Source organism: Oenococcus oeni, from assembly GCF_020510245.1.
GTDB lineage: Bacteria > Bacillota > Bacilli > Lactobacillales > Lactobacillaceae > Oenococcus > Oenococcus oeni.
In genome coordinates, this window is sequence record NZ_CP084701.1 from 620,967 (window position 1) to 640,900 (window position 19,934).

The 19,934-nt window shown below is 40.8% G+C and carries 24 protein-coding genes; 23 read left to right on the forward strand and 1 reads right to left on the reverse strand.

Features of this window, described 5'->3' with window-relative positions; all coding sequences use genetic code 11:
- Positions 1-155 precede the first annotated feature (155 nt).
- The 5 genes from J3U91_RS03265 (at position 156) to J3U91_RS03285 (ending at position 3,917) form a co-directional block, all read left to right on the forward strand.
- Positions 156-1,106 carry a hypothetical protein gene (locus tag J3U91_RS03265; RefSeq protein ID WP_002819879.1) on the forward strand — a complete coding sequence of 317 codons (951 nt, stop codon included), beginning with the start codon at positions 156-158 and terminating at the stop codon, positions 1,104-1,106.
- Positions 1,063-1,710 carry a hypothetical protein gene (locus tag J3U91_RS03270; RefSeq protein WP_002819878.1) on the forward strand — a complete coding sequence of 216 codons (648 nt, stop codon included), beginning with the start codon at positions 1,063-1,065 and terminating at the stop codon, positions 1,708-1,710. Before J3U91_RS03265 ends, J3U91_RS03270 begins: the two co-directional genes overlap by 44 nt.
- Positions 1,711-2,023: 313 nt before the next feature.
- Positions 2,024-3,229, forward strand: coding sequence for a hypothetical protein (locus J3U91_RS03275; protein ID WP_002819876.1), 1,206 nt, complete (start codon positions 2,024-2,026; stop codon positions 3,227-3,229).
- 106 nt (positions 3,230-3,335) lie between these two features.
- On the forward strand, positions 3,336-3,614 hold the full coding sequence (locus J3U91_RS03280) for a hypothetical protein (protein WP_002826653.1): 279 nt from the start codon (positions 3,336-3,338) through the stop codon (positions 3,612-3,614).
- 72 nt (positions 3,615-3,686) lie between these two features.
- Complete coding sequence (locus tag J3U91_RS03285) at positions 3,687-3,917, forward strand: hypothetical protein (RefSeq protein WP_002819838.1); 231 nt, start codon at positions 3,687-3,689, stop codon at positions 3,915-3,917.
- Here J3U91_RS03285 and J3U91_RS03290 read toward each other — a convergent pair.
- Complete coding sequence (locus tag J3U91_RS03290) at positions 3,914-4,120, reverse strand: hypothetical protein (RefSeq protein ID WP_002819839.1); 207 nt, start codon at positions 4,118-4,120, stop codon at positions 3,914-3,916. The genes J3U91_RS03285 and J3U91_RS03290 overlap by 4 nt on opposite strands.
- 155 nt (positions 4,121-4,275) lie before the next feature.
- Between J3U91_RS03290 and J3U91_RS03295 the strand changes: the two genes are divergently transcribed.
- The 18 genes from J3U91_RS03295 (at position 4,276) to J3U91_RS03380 (ending at position 19,932) form a co-directional block, all read left to right on the forward strand.
- Positions 4,276-4,746, forward strand: coding sequence for a hypothetical protein (locus J3U91_RS03295; protein ID WP_002819840.1), 471 nt, complete (start codon positions 4,276-4,278; stop codon positions 4,744-4,746).
- 37 nt (positions 4,747-4,783) lie between these two features.
- Positions 4,784-5,545, forward strand: a complete 762-nt coding sequence (locus J3U91_RS03300; RefSeq protein ID WP_002819841.1) for a terminase small subunit — start codon at positions 4,784-4,786, stop codon at positions 5,543-5,545.
- Positions 5,529-6,830, forward strand: a complete 1,302-nt coding sequence (locus J3U91_RS03305; protein ID WP_002826651.1) for a PBSX family phage terminase large subunit — start codon at positions 5,529-5,531, stop codon at positions 6,828-6,830. The genes J3U91_RS03300 and J3U91_RS03305 overlap by 17 nt, the downstream gene beginning before the upstream one ends.
- Before the next feature lie 19 nt (positions 6,831-6,849).
- Positions 6,850-8,322 carry a phage portal protein gene (locus J3U91_RS03310; RefSeq protein ID WP_002819843.1) on the forward strand — a complete coding sequence of 491 codons (1,473 nt, stop codon included), beginning with the start codon at positions 6,850-6,852 and terminating at the stop codon, positions 8,320-8,322.
- On the forward strand, positions 8,282-8,575 hold the full coding sequence (locus J3U91_RS03315) for a ribosomal-processing cysteine protease Prp (RefSeq protein WP_002819844.1): 294 nt from the start codon (positions 8,282-8,284) through the stop codon (positions 8,573-8,575). The genes J3U91_RS03310 and J3U91_RS03315 overlap by 41 nt, the downstream gene beginning before the upstream one ends.
- Before the next feature lie 2 nt (positions 8,576-8,577).
- Positions 8,578-9,756 (forward strand): minor capsid protein, encoded by a 1,179-nt coding sequence (locus J3U91_RS03320; protein ID WP_002819845.1) that lies wholly within the window; start codon positions 8,578-8,580, stop codon positions 9,754-9,756.
- A 161-nt stretch (positions 9,757-9,917) separates the two neighbouring features.
- Positions 9,918-10,577: a capsid assembly scaffolding protein Gp46 family protein gene (locus J3U91_RS03325; protein ID WP_002819846.1), complete on the forward strand. Its 660-nt coding sequence runs from the start codon at positions 9,918-9,920 to the stop codon at positions 10,575-10,577.
- Positions 10,578-10,594: 17 nt separating this feature from the next.
- A complete protein-coding gene (locus tag J3U91_RS03330; RefSeq protein WP_002819847.1) occupies positions 10,595-10,951 on the forward strand; it encodes a hypothetical protein in 357 nt (118 codons plus the stop codon).
- A 31-nt stretch (positions 10,952-10,982) separates the two neighbouring features.
- Positions 10,983-12,023: a major capsid protein gene (locus tag J3U91_RS03335; protein WP_002819848.1), complete on the forward strand. Its 1,041-nt coding sequence runs from the start codon at positions 10,983-10,985 to the stop codon at positions 12,021-12,023.
- 18 nt (positions 12,024-12,041) lie between these two features.
- Positions 12,042-12,347: a phage head-tail connector protein gene (locus J3U91_RS03340; protein WP_002819849.1), complete on the forward strand. Its 306-nt coding sequence runs from the start codon at positions 12,042-12,044 to the stop codon at positions 12,345-12,347.
- Positions 12,344-12,703 carry a hypothetical protein gene (locus tag J3U91_RS03345; protein ID WP_002819850.1) on the forward strand — a complete coding sequence of 120 codons (360 nt, stop codon included), beginning with the start codon at positions 12,344-12,346 and terminating at the stop codon, positions 12,701-12,703. Before J3U91_RS03340 ends, J3U91_RS03345 begins: the two co-directional genes overlap by 4 nt.
- Complete coding sequence (locus J3U91_RS03350; RefSeq protein WP_002819851.1) at positions 12,696-13,247, forward strand: hypothetical protein; 552 nt, start codon at positions 12,696-12,698, stop codon at positions 13,245-13,247. The genes J3U91_RS03345 and J3U91_RS03350 overlap by 8 nt, the downstream gene beginning before the upstream one ends.
- Positions 13,244-13,615, forward strand: a complete 372-nt coding sequence (locus J3U91_RS03355; protein WP_002819852.1) for a hypothetical protein — start codon at positions 13,244-13,246, stop codon at positions 13,613-13,615. Before J3U91_RS03350 ends, J3U91_RS03355 begins: the two co-directional genes overlap by 4 nt.
- A 2-nt stretch (positions 13,616-13,617) precedes the next feature.
- The gene (locus J3U91_RS03360; RefSeq protein WP_002819853.1) at positions 13,618-14,082 is read left to right on the forward strand and encodes a phage tail tube protein; all 465 of its coding nucleotides are present in this window, start codon (positions 13,618-13,620) and stop codon (positions 14,080-14,082) included.
- A gap of 61 nt (positions 14,083-14,143) precedes the next feature.
- A complete protein-coding gene (locus J3U91_RS03365; protein WP_002819854.1) occupies positions 14,144-14,545 on the forward strand; it encodes a DUF6096 family protein in 402 nt (133 codons plus the stop codon).
- Positions 14,546-14,634: 89 nt separating this feature from the next.
- Positions 14,635-14,898: a hypothetical protein gene (locus J3U91_RS03370; RefSeq protein WP_002819855.1), complete on the forward strand. Its 264-nt coding sequence runs from the start codon at positions 14,635-14,637 to the stop codon at positions 14,896-14,898.
- Positions 14,899-14,933: 35 nt separating this feature from the next.
- Positions 14,934-19,550 (forward strand): transglycosylase SLT domain-containing protein, encoded by a 4,617-nt coding sequence (locus J3U91_RS03375; RefSeq protein WP_002826650.1) that lies wholly within the window; start codon positions 14,934-14,936, stop codon positions 19,548-19,550.
- Between the two features lie 16 nt (positions 19,551-19,566).
- Positions 19,567-19,932, forward strand: coding sequence for a DUF6711 family protein (locus J3U91_RS03380; RefSeq protein ID WP_002819902.1), 366 nt, complete (start codon positions 19,567-19,569; stop codon positions 19,930-19,932).
- The last annotated feature ends 2 nt before the right edge of the window (positions 19,933-19,934 follow it).

Below are 19,934 nucleotides of genomic sequence, written 5' to 3' on the forward strand. Positions count from 1 at the left end.
CAAAATTTATTTTTGATTGTTTGAGTAAAATTAAATTTTTCTAGGTTAAAAAAGTTGACTACGTTTTATGACTAAACATATAAATAGAAATCTTGATTTTATCCTTTATTTGATGCATTATCTAGCTAATGCTATCAAATTGGGGATAATAGTAGATGGAATTTTGTATTTTTAAATTAAATTTGGAACCGTCAATATTAGATGTTTATTCAGCTAATTTGGATGAACTTTTTCGTAAAGTAATTCCCTTGGAATTATCTAAGTTGTTTGGAAATCCAGGCACAACTCGTGATAAGGACATAATTTATTTTTCTGGGAAAATGGACGTATCTATAAGAGAAATAAAACATTCTAGTACATTTAAACAATTTGAAGAAAACGAGAAACTTTTAAAGCTGGGTTATGATTCGGTTATTAGAGGATTTGATACTGAAGGGAAAGTAATTTATTCTAAAGAATATTTATCTATAAGGGATAGTACTCAACGAGCAATCAATAATTTGATTAATTCGTTTCCTATTCTTCTTGCTTCAGAAGATTTTGTGCCTAACAAGGAAGTTAATTTTGATTTTCATCCTAGAGTTGGGACGGGTTTTGAATTTTTAAAAAGAGGTCGGAAAATTATCAAGTATCTTTCCATTTTGGAAAGTAACGAAGAAGAATTTGACTCAGATTTTTTTTACTCATTAAATGATGAAAAATTGCTCCTACGTAGTTCGAATGATGATCTTATGGACTACGGTCGTGCCAAAGAGTTAGAAAGAAGAATAAATTTCTTTTATAAACTTACTAACATTGGTAGGGTTCATATTAACCCAATTTATAATAAAATCTCCATTGATGGATCCTATTCAGAAATTACTTTGACTTTTGTATATCCAAATGGGAGCTTAGCAGATGACCAATCTGATGCAATAATGAAAAGTAGAGCAGCAATAAGGAAAATAAATTTGCAGGCCTCAAAGGGAAGTAAATTGAATCCAGAAGGAATAGAAGATTTAATCCAACAAGAGGATGATCATACTAAGGGATATTTTGTTTCTGCGATTAGTAGGGGGAAGAATGTTCTTAAATCAGTTATTCAAAAGCGGACAAAAGATTTGTAAACATGTGAATAGGAATGACGAAGATAAACATTTTAAACAGATGAACTACGATCCAAAGCAGAATCCTTTAATTACAAATCCTTTCAAAATTATTTGGATGACAAAAAAATTTATCTTAACTTCTTTTGGAAGTGTGACCAGTTACTGTATTATTGCAATTTTTTTAATTTTTTATGTAATTTTCAGATTTGTATTTAAATTACCTATAGGACTTTCAAGATTCTCAATCGGGATTTTGTTAGGACCATCCATAACAGCTTTAGCTTTTACACTTGCGATTTTGACTGCTACTATGCGATTATTCAAAACTGAAGATCTAGCTGCTATTTATTTATACGGTAAAGGTCAACAGGGAAAAGTTTTTTATGAAACTATAGCTGAATATATCTGGTGTTCGAGCATTTGGTTTTTGTTGAGTGTTTTTTCTCTTGGAAGTTTACTATTTAATTTTGAATTTGGTGTTTTTATTCATCAATGCTTAGACGTTATAGTTTCAATTGTTAGCTTATTCGGTTTTGCTAGTTTATGGGACTTGACTATTTCTTATATCCAAGTTCTAACAAAAAAAGTACAAAGGAAATTATCAGGTGAAGACGAAGACTAAAAATCAAACAATGCCTTTATTAGGTTTTGCTGTTTTTAGGAATTAAAAAATAATCAATAGATTAGTTTAATGACTATTTTTTAAAACAGACATGAAATTAATAGCATTTACTTTAGCAATCGTACCATTAGCGGTTGCTTTTAATTTACATAAAAAACCGAATATTTCTGAATCTAAAATCAATGAATTAATAATTCCACTCCTTTGAATTCGTATAACGAGGAGCATCACAAGAAATAAAAGAAGTTGGCATAACTACAAAACACCAACATAAAAGAAGCTTAAAAAGACTATATAGAAAGTCAGTACATAAATGAGATGGACTAAAGATATTTTAGAGAAAGCTAAGTCATTAAAAGATCAAGACTTAAGCTATCCCAAGATAGCTAAAAAATTAAATAAAGAGTTCAATATCTCAGTTTCGGCTAGCTCAGTTAATCACGCCCTGCTTGATTATCAAAGAGGCAAATATCATTTTACTGATGAAAAGAAGCCAAAAGATAGAGAATTAAAAAGCAAAATCAGAATTAACGAGGACGACAGTGAAGAGTCGACGACCTTAATCAAGATGACTGAAGAGCAGGCTAAATCAAAAGAGTTTGTTTTAAAGGCTCATGGTTTTAATCCTGGCGAGTGGTCGATCGTTAATGTAGTTAACAACCTCTGGCAGCAGCATTCTATTCAAGACGGCACGGTTGATCTTTATCAATCCAAAATTATCGTTAAACCTAAAACCGGCTTAACGTTAGAAGAACAATTGGCTTTCTTAACAGAGAATGTAAAACCGCTTCAGCTGCCTGATACTAAGCAATCCCTATCAACTGGGAACTTAGTAATTCCTTTGGCCGACATGCACTGGGGCATTATGACTTTTAACGACTATTTGCCGATATTAAAAAGATTGATCGAAATAATCCAGCAGGGATATAACCGGATCGTAATTGAACAGTTGGGCGATTACTATCATTCCGATCAGATCAATTCCTCTCAAACAGTCAAAGCAACTCAACTAAATGAAGTCGATATGCCTAAAGCAATTCATGACGGCGAAAAGTTTATGTTTACTTTGATCGAAACTGCCTATCAATACTGCAATCATTTGTCAGTTAAATATGTCGGTGGTAATCATTCATATGATCTGGAATATATGTTTGAGGAACTTCTCAGGTTGAAATACCCGCAAGTGGATGTTGATATCAATAACGGTTACCGAGATGCTTATTTACTGGACCAGGTTGGGATAATTATTTCTCATGGTGATAAGGCTTTAAATAAAATTCCGATGCTGTTCGCTTCTGAGTTTTCCGATGTCTGGTCCAAAGCTAATTACAGGGAAAGCCATAACGGGCATTACCATTTTTCAAAGGATATCGACTCCAATGGAGTGGTCAACCGTCAAATTCCAGTCTTTAAGAAAGGAGATAGCTACGAATACGAGAACGGTTTGACGATGTCTTCCAAACGCATGGAAGCATTTGAATATTATCCGGATGGTCCTAAAGCTGTTTATTATATTTGATCTCATCCCCGATTAATAATTTTCATATGCTGTTCAAGCTTCTTAATGATTAATTATTAAATAGTACTGGCCAACTTAAAGCTGCAAGTATCTTGCCCTACAATTGATGATTGTGAATAATTTAAGAGCGACTATTAACCAATTGACTCCTGCAGCACAAACGGCCGTTAAAGAGATAATCTCAAATGCCAAAGAAAACGACGAGGCAATTGTCGATATAGATTTCAGCAATCAACAGCTATCGATTGCAGACAGCGACAGTATTGCCGCCTTAACTGATGGACAAACACATTTGTTTGCAATCTATACGGTCTATGACAAGGATCATAAAACAATCAAAAGACTGCAGGCAAGATTAAATAAAGAAGCATTGAAACAGCTGTAAAGCTGTTTTTTTATTATTCAAAAGGAAAAATATGAACAAGCAAACTAAAAAAATGAATAGAGGTGTCGTTCCATGACTGTTTATATAGACCGCTATGGCAAAGACCACGGCAGTATTACCGGCATGCTGGTTATTAGAGACATCGCCAGCAATGCCTATGTTGAAAAGGCATTTAAAACACATATCAAATTAACACCGCAATCGGCTAAGGCAAAAGTATTTCTGAATTTGTCTGAGGCCGATTTTTTTATGGAAAGCCACAACATGGCAAATTACAGGTATTCAATCAAAGTAAATGATTAATTGTTTTCTAATTCCGAAAGGCGGTCGGCAGCTAACTTTTGAATCTTTTTAAGATCTTCGATAGTTGCATGCTGTTTTATAAAAGAGTTGGTTCGATATTTTGCCTGGCGGTAGTTTCTTTCGTCTTTGCTCAGGCTTTTGAAAAACTTCTCGTTGTTCTTGATGATGTTTTCCGGTGTCTTCGGTTTTTGCGTATTGCCCATATATCCTTCTTTCTATATCAATGTAACCCAAAATAAATGTACATTTATTACAGTTATATTACAAGTGTACATTTGTTATTGAAATACTATAAGTGTACATGTATAGTAATTATTGTAAGGTTGATCAAGAGATGAACCAAAAGGAGATAAAGGCCATGAAAGAAATCAACGAGATCGAAGAATTAAGAGAAGTTCTTAAAGAAATCAAAAAAGCCAACCATATCAAAGGTTCGGACTTAAAACTCCGGGTAAGGGATTCGTTGAACTTTATCGGCATTATCGACTTAACGGTTTATAATCTGAACACCAATACAATGGCAGCCTTAAAAGAAATCAAGGACCTGCAAATCAATCAGGTAGAAGAAGACGATCCGATGACCGATTATTTCGCCGGCGGTCACATCAGCGTCAATACTTATTACGAAGACCAGACAAAAGAACAAGCCGAAGAGATCTTCTTAAACTGCAAGATAAAGAGCATTTACTTTGTGAAAGACGGAAAGATCATGCAGGAAGGCGTTCCGGGTTATCCTTCAATAGTTTCAAAGGATATCCAAGGACTGGGAAATTACGTGATCTACGATGTTGTTGAAACACTTAAAAACGAAGTACTAGAAAGGGCTTAAGGCTCTTTTTTTATTTGAAAGGGGGTGGGCGGTAGATGTGACTAAACAAGAAGAAGCCAGACAAGACTATTTAAACGGCATGAAGTATAAAGACATTGCCGAAAAGTATGCAGTATCGCTCAACACCGTCAAGTCTTGGAAGAAAAGAAATAACTGGCAAAGGGGTGCACCCAAAGAAAAAAGGGTGCGCAAAAAGGTTGCAGAGAAAATCAATCAAAGTCCCGGCTTAACCGATAAGCAGAGGCTTTTTTGTTTGTACTATCTACAACGCTATAACGCCACGTGGGCATATCAAAAAGCCTATGAAGCCGATTACGACGTTGCTAATGTAAACGGGCCCCGCATGCTTGTTAATACTAGTGTTAAATCTCTTCTAACCAAGCTAAAACAGCAGCAGTCAGCCGATTTATATTTGAATGCCAACGATATTCTAAAAGAGTTCGCCAAGCAGGCTACGGCTAATTTAGGCGATTATGTGGACTTTGGGAAATACGATGTCTTAGCCCAAGACGAACAGGGTAATATCAAACTCGATTCAAACGATAACCCGGTTAAATACCACAATTCATGGGTGCAGTTAAAGAATAAAAACGGCCTTGATACTAGTTTGATCAAGTCTGTACACATTGGAAAAGACGGCGTAATAGTTGAGTTATACGACAAACAAAGGGCCATGAAAGAGCTGTTAGACCGTCTTCCTGAACCAGAAATAAAAGACGAGAGCGATGACGGATTTTTAAGGGCAATTGATAAAAACCTAGAAAACACCTGGAAAGAAAGCGATGAAGATGAAACTTAAAATACATCGAACTAAATTTCATTTCGATCCCTTTTCTAAAAAACAGATGCAGGTACTTTCATGGTGGCGTTATCAAGAAACAAAAGAAAAAGAAGCGATTATTGCCGATGGTTCAGTCCGTGCCGGCAAGACGGTTATTATGTCTTTATCCTTCATTCTTTGGGGTATGACGGAGTTTAATGACCAGCAGTTTGGAATTGCCGGCAAGACGATCGGATCGTTAAGACGCAATGTTATCAGGCCTCTTAAGACTATGCTGGAGAGTCGTGGCTATGCGGTTCACGATTCCAGATCAGAAAATATGCTGATTGTTAGAAAGGGCAGCAAGACTAATTACTATTTCTTGTTCGGAGGCAAAGACGAATCAAGCCAAGACTTAGTACAAGGGATTACTTTATCCGGCTTTTTCTTTGATGAAGTGGCTTTAATGCCGCAGTCATTTGTAAATCAAGCCACGGCCCGGTGTTCGGTTGAGAACTCAAAACTATGGTTTAACTGCAACCCAGCTGGGCCTTATCACTGGTTTAAAGTTGAATGGCTTGATCAATTGGACAAGCACAACACCATCCGAATTCATTTCACAATGGCAGATAACCCATCCTTATCCCAAGCGATTAGAGAGCGTTTTGAGCGCATGTATTCCGGTGTGTTTTATCAGCGCTATATCTTAGGCCTTTGGGTAATGTCTGAAGGGATTATCTATGACAACTTCGATGAAAACAGCATGGTAATCGATCCGCCCAATGACAGGCATTATGAAAAGTATTATGTTTCCTGTGATTATGGGACTTTAAACCCTACAGTCTTCTTACTGTGGGGCCTTTTTGACGGTACCTGGTACTGTTTGGATGAGTATTACTATTCTGGTCGCGACACACAAAGGCAGAAAACAGACGAACAGTATGCCGATGACCTTGATAAATTCTTAGACGATGTCAAAGCAACAATTATTGTCGATCCGAGTGCAGCTTCTTTTATTGCTGTGCTTAGAAAACGAGGCCGGACAGTTATCAAAGCTAAAAACGATGTTCTGGATGGTATCAGGGCAACGCAAACGGCTATGAATACCGGCAAGATTTTATTTACGAGAAAATGCAAGAACCTGTTTAAAGAACTGGCTTCCTACATTTGGGATGATAAGGCATCGGAACACGGAGAAGACAAACCGGTTAAGCAGCATGATCACGGATGCGATTCTATGCGCTATTTCGTTTATATGATCGTATTCAAAAAGCGCACGATCACGGTCACAAAGAAACCGAATATGTTCTACAAGAATTTTTAAAAAGAATGGAGATGATGAAATGGGAATTGCGATAGACGAGTCGTTATTAGACGATCTTAACGATCCGGGCTTTGATGTTTTAAACTATGCTATCGAGAAACACAATCAAAAGAAAGACCGTTTAAAAAGGTTAAATGACTACTATGACGGCCAGCAGGACATCTTAAGTCATAAAATGCAAAACAATCAGCATTCAAGCAATAACAAAGTTCTGGTAAATCATGCCAAGTATATAACCGATATGATCACGGGCTTTATTGCCGGCAATCCGATCTCTTATTCTGCTGGCAAGGACAAAAACATCGATGCGATTGTGCAGCTGTTTCAGGATTTGAATATTCAAAAACACGATATCGAATCGGAAAAGGATTTAAGTGTTTTCGGTTCTTCTTTTGAGCTGCTTTACGCAAAAGAGATCGGCACACCTGATAAGCCAAGAACAGAAGTGCAAATCGGTTCGATTGACCCGCGCGGGATGGTTATGGTAACCGACGATACAATCGAGCATAACCCTTTGTTTGCGATTCACATTCAGCCTAAATATACGTTAAAAGGCAATGATAGCGGCTTTTTAATAAGTGTTTATACTAAAACCAACGTGATTCAGTATCGAACTTATAGCGGTTCTAAGTTAAGTGATGCCAATATCAAAACGACGACGGTTAAAAAACATTATTTCGGTGATGTTCCGGTTGTCGAATATAGAAACAACGAAGAAAGACAGGGCGATTACGAGCAGAATATCACTCAAATAGATGCCTATAATACTTTGCAATCCGACCGGATTACCGATAAACAAGATTTTATCGATGCTTTGTTGGTTGTCTATGGATTCTCTTTACAAGGAGAAAAAGACGACGAAGACAGTAAAAAATTAAGGAACGGTTTAATTGACGGCGCACCCGGCAAAGGAGAAGAAGGCGCATCGGTCGAATGGCTGACCAAACAATTAGACGAACAGCAAGTCGAACTATTATCTAAATCAATTGAGAACGACATCCATAAAACCTCATACGTGCCGAACATGAATGACGAGAACTTTATGGGCAATGTATCTGGAGAAGCGATGAAATACAAGCTATTCGGGCTTCTTAACCTATTGTCGGTTAAGAGCATGTATTTAATCGAAGGATTAAAAAGGCGTTTGACTCTGGTCCAGCATTTTCTGCAAGTACAAGGTCAGGCAACTGATATTTCAGGCTGTAAGATCACGATTACACCTAATATCCCTGTTAACTTGTCGGATGTTATAAGCAATATCAAAAATGCCGATGGAATTATCCCACGGACTATTACTTACAGCTGGCTGCCGGATGTCGATGATCCGAAAGATGTCGAGGAACAGTTAACAAAACAAAAGACCGATGATATCAAAACCAGTCAGAAAGCTTTAACAGGCGATAAGGGTGCCAACATTGATCAGTCGCCATACAGTGAGGAGGACAGTAAAGATGATCCAAGCAACAATAAAAAGAAAACAGGATCAATTTAGCTTAATTGTCACTGGTCATGCGGGTTTTAACGATTATGGACGTGATATTGTCTGTGCTGCTGTTTCGATTTTATTGGAGCATACAGCTAGTCATTTAGCCGATGCAGTTGTCAAAGACGACGGAATTCGTTACGAACTAATAGCAGTGATTACTGATAATGTCGATCAGGCTTTTGTTTTGGCATTAAAAGACACTTTATGTCTGATATCTGGAAGCTACCCGAAAAATCTATCGGTATCTGTTGAAGGCTGACTATGGCCGATAAAGACAAACTCACTTACTGGGAATTGAGGGCAGTTAGAAACGAGCAGAAAGCCCACAACCAGGCCAATGACAAAGTCGATGTAATTACTAACGCCTACCTGCGTTCACAGGATTATCTAACAAATCAAGTTGATAATATTTATAAGCGGTATTTTGGGGACGGGCAGTTTGCCGAAGAACAGATCAAAGATATTTTAAACACAACCGTTAGCCCAAGTGAACTAGTAACTTTACAAGCTTTGGCCAAAAACATTTCTGATCTGCAATCCAAAAAGCAGGTTGTTGATTATTTATCGGCATTGGCAGCAAAAGGCCGGATTACCCGACTGGAAGAAATAAAAGCCAAAGCATATATATCCGTTAAAAGAGCTGCCAATATTGAACTTAAGGAGTCAACTGATCTATATACGCAGGTTATCCAGGAAGCTTGGAACCAAGCGACGGCCGAAGGAATTATCGGAGATGTAACTAAAGACGTTCAATTATACGAAAAAGGCTATGCTCCTGAACTGGATAAGACAAATAGAACGATTAAAATCGTCAATCCAAACACCGGCAAAACGATCACAAAAGTTAAAGCGATACCTGATAAAGAAATCAAAACATTTAAGCAGTTATCGGATAGTTATGTTAAAGAGGCTTTAAATCAACGTTGGCAGGGCAAAAATTACTCTAACCGTATTTGGAACAATACAGATGCTTTAGCGGATAAATTGGATGAACTATTCACGACGCAATCAATGTCAGGCATGAGTGAATACGATATGGCCAGAGCGATTGAAAAGGAGTTCGGAACCGGCATTTATAACGCCAAACGTTTAATCAGGACTGAAGCCAATTACTTTCACAACCAGACAAAACTTGATGGTTGGAAAGCACACAAGGTTAAAGAATACCAGCTGGTTGCCGTGCTGGATAATCGAACATCGCAGATATGTCGAAAAAAAGATGGTCAAGTATTTTTGGTTAAAGACGCTAAATGTGATGGGGCAGAAGGGAATTACCCGCCTTTTCATGTTTTTTGCCGAACCGTGGCCGTGATCCATTTTGCTAATAGTCCTTATACAGGAACTAGAACGGCCAATAATCCAAACACAAAAACAGCTTTCCAACTGAAACAAAATAAGACTTATCAGGATTGGGAAGAAATTGTTAATCAATCAAAATGACTTTTGACCTGTCGCATGTCTTTAAACTAGGCAAATAACCAGCGTGTACGGGTTTAACTACTCCAACATATTTATTAATCAAAGCATCGTATATGGGATTTTCCTGTATGGGGTGCTTTTTTTATGGAGCGAATTAGATGTGTACGAGCCAAGGAGAAAAAATGTTAAAGAAAGTTAGTTTTTACAGTTCGTTATTGAACTTGCAGCGCTTTGCAGAAGGTGGTGAAGGTTTACAAGGTGACCCAACAGGAAACGAAGACGATCAAGGGCAGAAAAATCCTCAAGGCAAAGAAAATACAAGCGAGCCGTTTAAATCTTTTAAAACCGAAGACGAGTTCAATAGCTGGTTTGATTCGGCTTACGATAAACGCTTTGAAAAATCTTCGGAAACGTTAAAAGCCAAGTGGGAAGTGGAATCCAAGCAGCAAAAGTCATATGAAAAGATGACCGACGCTGAGAAAAAGGAATATGACCTCAACCAAGCCCAAGAAAAACTTAACCAGCGTGAACAGGAAGTAACTATCAAAGAAAACCGCGCCAATATCACCAACAAATTGGCTGAAGACGGACTCCCGGTTAATCTTGCCAAAGCTTTCGAGCCGGCATTTTCCAATACGGACAATCTGGAAACTATCTATAAAGCAGTTACCGAAGGTTTTAGAAACGCTTTAAAAGAGGGCGTTGACAAGGTTTTGGCTGATTCGTCCACTGTTCCGGGAACTAGTGGCAGCGGGGCACAAAAATCTTCTGGTGCTGTATTTGCCGAATCCAATAACAAACAAAAGGCTGGTTCCAAAACTATTTGGGACACATTCAAATAAATCAAGGAGAAGTATCTATGTACATTAAACCCAAAGTAGAAGTCAATCAGCTTAACTTTTTGGCCTCTCAAAAAGTAGTGTCGTTTACACAAACAATCGATTCTACTAATTACAACGTTAAGACCGATGAACTAGGTCACAAAGTGATTCCTGCAGGGACCGTCTTTCCAACCAATGACGATAAGGCAATCGGTGTCACTTACAACGAAGTTGACGTCACCAACGGACCTCAACCAGTAGCGGTTATCCAGGAAGGTTGGCTGCTAGGTCAAAGATTGCCAGTTATTCCAACCACCGCAGCAATCACAGCTATGTCTACGATTCATTTCAAGGATATTGCCGATCTTAATATCGATGCTGGTAGCGGTGAATAAAAACAATTGGAATTAAAAGGAGAAATTATTAATGTTAAAAACAGTTAATTTACAGCGTTTTGCCGACATTGCAGAGTTATTTTCGCAAAAAGATGTTTTGGATTATACCCGCAATCGTGAGTATCCGGTTCTTTTGGGAGACTCGTTATTTCCTGCACGCAAAACTCAATCACTCGAACTGGACGAGTTAACAGCTGGAGCCAGGACACCGATAATTGCATCGTTATCGGCTTTTGATGCCGAAGCGGAGATCGGCAGCCGGGAAGCCAGCAAGCTTTCTTTGGAACTTGCCTATATCAAGCGCAAACTGCAGATCAAAGAAAAGGATCTGATCGCCTTGCAAAATCCACGGACACCTGAAGAACAGAAATACGTTCAAGGCCGCGTCTATAACGATATCGATGTTTTGGTTCAGGGTGTTTTGGCACGTGTCGAAAAGATGACCATGGATGTTCTTTCAACCGGAAAGATTATCGATAAGGACTTAGATATTTCACTTGATTACCAAGTTCCAAGCGAACACCAAGCCACCCTGACTGCAAGCAAGACTTGGGATAACGATGGTGTCGATATTTTAGCCAACCTTACTTTCTGGTCAGACTCTTTGGATATTGCTCCAACCCGTGCTTTGACCTCTAAGAAAATCTATCGTCTGATCACGACTAATGCCAAGGTCCTGCAGGCTATTTTCGGAACTTCCACCCGTGCATTGAGCCAAACTGAATTTGACGCCTTTATGCAGTCGCAGGGACTTCCTGTTATTCGTACTTACGACAACAAGTATAAAGAGCAGGGCAAAGACGGCAAGTACACTTCCGAACGTTATTTCCCTGAAAACCGGATTGTTTTAATGAATGACGATTTGCTGGGCGAGAAAATCTTTGGACCAACACCTGAAGAAATCAGTCTGTCCGGAGACTCAAGCGTCAAGACCAGTCAATTCGGCAATGTCTTTGCCACGATCTATAAAGCAAGTATCGATCCGGTCGGTGTATGGGAAAAAGCTGCCGCAACTGCCTTGCCTGGATTTGCAGCGGCCGATGAAGTCTTTCAGGCACAGGTTCTCGCTTAATTTCAGGAGGTTCAGGCAATGAATGATACAGAACAAATTCAAGCCCTGATTACTCGATTGGGCATTGGCAAAGAATTGGCAACCGACTTCTACAACGATGGTGTAGCACAGGTTCTTGACTACACAAATCGAAAGAAGCTAGTCGGTAATATGCCGGTTTACGCTAAAAAGCTTGCCATCATTGCCTTCAACCGTAACGGAACCGAAGGTGAAACCGAACGTGTCGAAGGTGGCGTTACCAATGAATTCGAAGCCGGGATTCCTTTGAGTATTCGGCAAAGTTTGGCCAAATATCGCAGGGCCGTAATCGGAGAACTGCCATGAGATTAAAAGAGAGCGATTTAAAGACCGTTTATCTGCGTGAATTGATTCATGGCCAGGACGAAGAAGGCCACGATTTAAAACCGTCATGGGGAGAAGCGATCGAATTGCAAATGAATATTCAAAGCGCCGGCGGTTCTGTAAATGCTCAAATTTGGGGCAAAGAACTTAAGTACATTAAGTCCTGCCGTTATCAGGGCGACTTGATAAGAGAAGGTGTTAACGAGAACTGGGGAATTTGTTTGTATGCTACAAGTAATAGCGATCCAGATTATCTGATCGATTCGATTCAGACCTTTTCCACTCATAAAAATATCACCTTAGAAAAACGGGATAAGGGAAGTGGAACAAATGGCTGAAATCGAGATTAAAGGACTTGATCGTTTGAAATCCAAACTACAGCGCCTGCCGAAAATTATGAAAAATTCGGCTTATGATGCCAACTTCGATATTGTCGAAAAGGTTGAAGGCTATGCCGTTAGAGAACTTCAATCGAGTGTCAAACATGGCAGTGGAGAACTGGCACGGAGCCTGAAATATGAAGTAGTCGATAAAGAAGGCAATCTTGTCGGTCGTGTCTGGACCGATAACCCGGTTGGCGTCTATCGAGAATTAGGAACAGGACTTCACGGACAGGAATCGCCTAAGAATTTGCCGGAAGGACAAAGTATTGCTTACCGGCAAACACCCTGGTTTATTACAGCCGAAGAGGTCGATGGTGATTTGAATGCCTTGTATGGAATTCCAAAGATCGAAATCAACGGCAAAATTTTTTATCGAACCAGTGGACAACCGGCCAGGCAATTTTTGGTGCCGGCCATTCAACAGGTCGAAGACGAAGCGCCAACCATTATTAAGAATCGTGTTCAAAGCGATTTGCACGATCAGTTAGGAGCTTCATGACAGAGATAATCAACATGAGTTCCAAAACTTTTCAGCTGCTGAAGTCTATCAGCGATATTAAACAGGTCGCAAGCAACTATCCCGACAGTTTTACAGTTTATCCGACTGCTATTTATCAGACTTCTCATAAAGCACATTTTGTTAACAACCATATGCAGGAGATGCAGACGGAATGGACGATTACGGTTGACTTGTTTGTCGACTACGGCAGCTTAACAGATATTACAAATAAGCTCATATCGCTTTTTAGAGCTATGGGCTTTTTAAATGACACGGCCAGCCAAGATCTTTCCGGTATTACCAGAACAGTGATTCGCTTTACTGGGATCGTTGATAACGAGCTGGGCCGTGTCTATCAGAAAGGATAAAGATGAAAAAAATTAATTTACAACGCTTCACCGGGACAGTCGATTCAAGTGCTGGACTTATCGCTACGGGAACAAAACTGGAATATTCGTCTAATGGTACTGCTTTTTCAGAAGTTGCCGACGTTCAGACGGTCCCTGATATCGGACAGGCACCCGAAACGGTCGATGTTACTTCTTTGACCGATACGAAGCGCAAGAGCGTTTCTGGTTTGGCCAATGCCGCCAATCTGGCTTTTCAGGTTGTCTACAAAGGAGACAATTTCAAAGACCTGATCGCAAAAGACGGTGACGGTGTCCAATACCATTGGCGTGTTACTTACCCGGACGGAATGACGGCAACCTTCACCGGTTCGTTTTCATTGCAGATGGGTAACGTGGCTGTTAACGGGGCATTGAACTTTACGATCACGGTCGTTGTTTCAGATGGCCCGAACTTCGCTGCCGCTACAGCGTCAACAGGAGAATAAAAAAATTTGTCGCCTAACAAATCAACAGTTCCTTATGGGGCGGCCTTAATGGAGAAAATTAATGGTAAAAAAAGCAACAAAAAGCCTTCAATTCGGCGGATTAACGCTGGAATTAAAAATAACTTCCCGTGATGTTTTAAATATCGAGAAGCGTTTGGGCAAGTCAATGATGAGCTTGTTTATGTCTGGTGACGGTTCGATGAAACTGCCGCCTTTAAACGAAATGTTGATTGTATTGCAAGGATCCAACCAAACACACGGTGTATCCGACAGCGATATTTTAAAGGCTTTCGGCAAGTATTTCGATGACGAAGGCCATTCACCAATGGAATTATTTTCCGTGCTGACCGATTTGTTTCAGGACTCCGGTTTTTTCGGCAAAAAGGATTCGGCTTCGAAGACAGTTTTGGAATCGGCACCGGTCCTGGACAACCAGCCAAAAGAGGACAGCGACCTGCTTTAAAAGAAAAGTATTCGACTGTTTCGGAACTGCTTTATGCTATTTATCCCTTATCGGTTCAATCCGGCATCGATGCCGAACAGTTTTGGGAAATGAATTTTGAAGAGATTATGGTACAGACCTTGGCCAACAATCAAAACAAAGTTCAACAAATGCGCATGCGGGCGATTATGGATCACAAGCAATCCGAATTGATGGCTTATGCCTTAAACGATCCTTCCAAGATGCCAAAAGCAGAAGAAGCCTATCCGTTTCTAAAACAGTTTGAAAAGGTCCAGGACAAAGTACCTGATTGGAAAAGAGACCAGCTGCTATTAATGCAGCAGGCTCAAAGGATTAAAGCGGCTAAAAGCTGAATAATCGGATAAAAAGATGAAAGGAGGTTAATCACATGGAGCTAGAAGAACTCGAAGTTCTTTTCAAAATGAACACCAGCCAGATCCAGCCGATGCTGGACAAACTGCAAAGTTCTTTTCAACAAGCACTCGGCAAGACTGCCGATACGGCTAAGACCGGCATGGAAAAAACCGAAAGTGCCATGGATGTTTCCAAGGGAATGGCGAAGGTTTCCAGCCAGCTGTCCAAATTAAACGAGACAATCGGCATCCACTTCGATCGGATGAAAACGACAGTCGGCCAAGGTACCGCAAAGATCGATCAAAGCAGCGGCAACATGTTCGGGTCGACAAAACAAAAAGTCGGCCAGGACCTTGATTCCGTTCTGGCAATTATCAATTCCAAAATGAATCAGGCAAAAGCCGCACAGGCCAAGATACACGATCTGATGAATCAGAAAAGTTCTTTGGCCGTCGATCAGCAGACGGGTACTCAAGGCGTTAAGTTCGATAGTCAGATTGCTACGGCACAGGCTCAAATGACCCGTTATCAAACTCAGGCCAGAGCTCTTGCTCAATCGATGAAAACGGAATTCAACGAAGTTCCCGATTCGCTCTATCGGATTTCTTCGGCCATGGATCAAAACGAGACGAAGATCAATGGTCTTAATTCCCGTTTGAAATCCTTGCAGGGAGAATACAAGGATGTTGCCGAAACGATGAATCTGATGGGCAACAGCAGCAAACTGGAAAAGCAGAGTGCCTACCTGGAAAAATCGATGATGAGCGTTCGAGAGCAGATTAATAAACTGGTCAGTTCAAACGACAGTCTAAATAAATCCTATGCCTACGTTTCGGATCGGGGAGAAAAACTTAAGTCGGTCGTCGGGAGTCTGGATACAACGCTTGCCAATAATTCCAAAATGGCCACGGCTTCGTCTTCTTCGATGAGAAACATGGGATCGTCCATGAATGAAGCCGGTGGCCGTATGAGAAAAATGGGCAACGACGGCAATTCATCAATGGACAAAATGGCTGCCGGGACAAGAAGGTCTTATACGGCTTTAGGCGAATTGGTCAGGCAGGTCCGTTTTCTTCCGGCTATGCTGGTTGTTTACGGACTGCTTTATCAGGGGATTATGAACCTGGCTTCCGGATTTATGAGTGCTTTGAAAACCAATACACAGTTTTCAAGCAGCCTTAATCAGATTCAGGTTAACCTTCTTACGGCCTTTTACCCGATTTACAGCTATATACTGCCGGCAATCAATTCTCTGATGGCTGCTTTAAGCAAAGCAACTGCTTGGATTGCTCAGTTTGTTGCCGCACTGGCCGGCATGAGCTATTCGGCCGCCCGTAAAGGGGCTTCCGGGTTATACTCGCAAATTCAAGCTATGAACGATACTTCGTCGGCTTCTAAAAGTTCAGCTGCTGCAATCAAAAAAGCCAATGAGCAGATTGCTGCTTCCAACAAAGCTGGTGCTGCTCAGGTCAAAGCGGCCAACAAGCAGATAACAGCTTCCAACAAAGAAGCTCAGGCTGCTTTTGAAGAGACGAAGAAAAAGAACAAAGAACTGGCTGAATCTCTGATGGGCTTTGACGAGATCAACGTGCTTGATAAAAGTTACGGCAATGATTCTCTGCAGGCTCCCGAAAAACAGTCTCTGCAGACTTTCACACCGCAGGACAAGCAGACGGCCGACAGTTCCGATCTTTCTTCAGGTACTGGTGGAGGATTGGATTTCAGTGCTCCTTTAAAACAGTCCAACAAATTGATTGGCGTCATTCAGGGATTAAAGAAAATCCTTGGCGAACTGTTCGATCCAATGCAGCAGGCTTGGCAGGCCAAGGGGCAAAAGGTTGTCGATTCCTTTAAAAATGCCTGGAATCAGATTTTGAAACTGCTGGGCGATGTCGGCCAGTCGTTTCTTCATGTCTGGGATGGCGGAACTGGTGAAAAGATCATGGCCAATATCTTTGATATTATCGCCAACGTCTTTAATATTGTCGGCAACCTGGCCGGGCAGTTTGACAAAGCTTGGAAGCACGGCGATGTCGGCACATCAATCTTTAAAACACTATTGGGCTTTGTCAATGATTTTCTTTCGGCATTAAATGATATGACATCGGCCACAGCCAAGTGGGCTTCTAAGATTGATTTCACGCCGTTATTGCAGTCAATTGACGGACTGTTAAAGGCCATCAGGCCAATTCTAAAAGATGTTTGGGATGGACTGGACTGGGGATACCAGCATGTGCTGTTGCCATTAGCGACATTTGCGATTACTGATTTGATTCCGGATTTCTTTGATCTAGTCAGTGCGGCTCTAAAAGTAATCGGCAGTATCATCAATGCTTCTAAACCGGCTTTTAGCTGGTTTTGGGATTCCTTTCTCGAACCTTTGGCCAAATGGACCGGCGGGGCGATTGTTGGTGTTTTAAAAACGCTAACTAATGCTTTAAGCGGCGTTTCTGGTTGGGTCGACAAGCATCAAAAAGCTGTCGAATTTATCGCTAAAACCCTGTTACAGATGTTTACCTTTAAAGTCGGCTTTGGTGCTTTGAACACAGGTGTTGGCCTGATTGGAAAAATTGCCGATAAAGCAGTTATTATCGGCGGCAAAGGGAATGTCTTGGCCTCGTTTTTTGGAAAGATTACCGGTTTAAGCAGTTTGAAAGAAGCTGCTACCAATGTTAAAACCTTGTGGTCTTTAGCTTCCATGAAATGGGAGGATTTTGCTAAAGGCGTGACGGGCATGGCCAGCGCCATTAAGAACTGGTCTGCCTGGTCTAAGATTGCTACTGCTGCTCAGGCAGCATGGAATGCGGTTCTTGCAGTGAACCCAATCTATTTGGTTGTGGCGGCAATTGCTGTTTTGGTTGCCGGGCTCGTTTGGTTCTTTACGCAAACGAAGACCGGACAGAAAATCTGGTCTGATTTTATCAAGTGGCTGAAGAATGCTTGGACGGATATTCAAAAGTTTTTTGTCAATCTTTGGAATGCCATTGCCAAGTTCTTCAGCGATATATGGAACGGCATGAAAACAGCTGGTTCCAAAGCCTGGAATTGGATTTCTGATGCCTTTAAAAATACTTTCAATGGCATCGGATCCTTTTTCCGCAGCATTTGGAACGGCCTGGCCACTTTCTGGAACAATATCTGGGGAGGTTTGAAGTCGACCGGGTCCAACGCTTGGAATTGGATTTCTAAAACAATCAGTGGTGTGCTGGGCGGTATTAATTCAGGCTGGCATTCGATGTGGAACGGCATAGGAAGTTTCTTTACCGGTGTTTGGAACGGGATTAAAAGCACGGTTAAGACCGCTATGAATGATGTTATTGGTTTTATCAATAGCGGTATTAAAGGGATTGATTCGGTCATTCATGCTTTTGGCGGTTCTAAAACAGCCATTGGATTAATTCCTAAATTTGCCAAAGGAACGCCCGGAGCTCCAAAAGGCTTGGCAATGGTTAATGATGGTGGCGGTCAAGAAGCCATCATCGACAATCAGAAAAATGTGCATGTTTTGGATGGAGAAAATCAACTTGTTGATTTCGAAGGCGGGGAAACGGTTATTCCTTATGAAGCGTCAAAGCCCTTGTTAGGCAATGGAATTAACCATTTTGCCAACGGAACTTTTGGCTGGCTTTCCGGATTTGGCAACTGGATAAAAGACAAATGGGAATCGATTACTAAATTCATTTCCAATCCTGTCAAAGCTTTGCAAAACATTGCCGGAGACACGATCAAAAGTTTATCCGGCGGCAAGTCCAGCTTGGTTTCCAATATCGCTCCTGCTTTGGGCGGTGGATTGATAAACGGTATTGCAGCACCATTCAAAAGCTTATTGAGTTCCTTTAAAAGTAAGCACGATGCAGAAGACGAATCGCCAGCCGGATCTGGGGTCCAACGCTGGAAAGATACGGTTAAAAAAGCGTTAAGCAAAAATAATCTATCTACCAGTACTTCAATGGTCAACAGAATACTAAGGCAGATCCAAACTGAATCGGGTGGTAACGAAAAAGCGGTACAGCATGGCTATACCGATGTGAATTCAATCAGCGGTGATTTGGCCAAAGGCCTTATGCAGGTTATCTCTGCTACTTTTAATCATTATAAATTTTCAGGGTATGGAAATATTTCTAAAGGTTACGATAACCTGCTGGCTGCTTTGAACTATGCCAAACATCGTTACGGACCTTCTCTCTCTTATCTGGGACGGGGTCATGGATATGCCAACGGTGGTCTAATCGATAAGGACGGAATGTATCGGGTCGGCGAAGGAAATAAACCAGAGATGGTGCTTCCTTTGACTGATACTCCTAGAGCAATGGAACTTATTAAACAGGCAATGAAGTTTATGGGTCAAACCTTTGGAAATGGTTTGCAAATGCCGTCTTCTCTTACCAGTGAAACTGATTTAAATAGTTTGAACGCAGCAACTGGCAATCAAAGCAGCAACAATCAGGGAGGAATTAATCAATTTGGCTCAAATATTGTTAATGCTTTGGTTCAGGCTTTGCAGATGAATACCGGAAACTCAGCTGCCAACAGCCAACCGGTCGATTTGAATCTAACAGTTCAAATTGGCAATGAAACGATTGGCAATGCAGCTATTAAAGGAATCAACGAAGTTAATCAAAAGAACGGAAGAAACATGCTGAAACTATAAAAGGAGGCGGTTAAACTTGGCACAATATGCTTTATCGATTAATGGGGCACAGGTTAAAAGCCCGCAAACATTAGAATGCGCCGTCCAGGATATCGATGCAAAAGCTGACCGTGACTCCAATGGACTTTTGCATCGGGATCGGGTCGCTGTGAAAAGGAAACTCTCTGTAAAATGGGGGCCTTTAACGGTCAGCGAATGCAAAACGATTTTAACTGCCATGTCTGGGCAGTTTTTTTCTTGCACTTATTTGGATCCTCAGGAAGGCACCTTATCGACGAGAACGTTTTATGCAGGTGATCGGACAATGCCGGTTTATACGTTCAACGAACAGCTGTCCACTTATGTTTGGCAAAATTTATCAGTTGACTTTATCGAACAATAAAA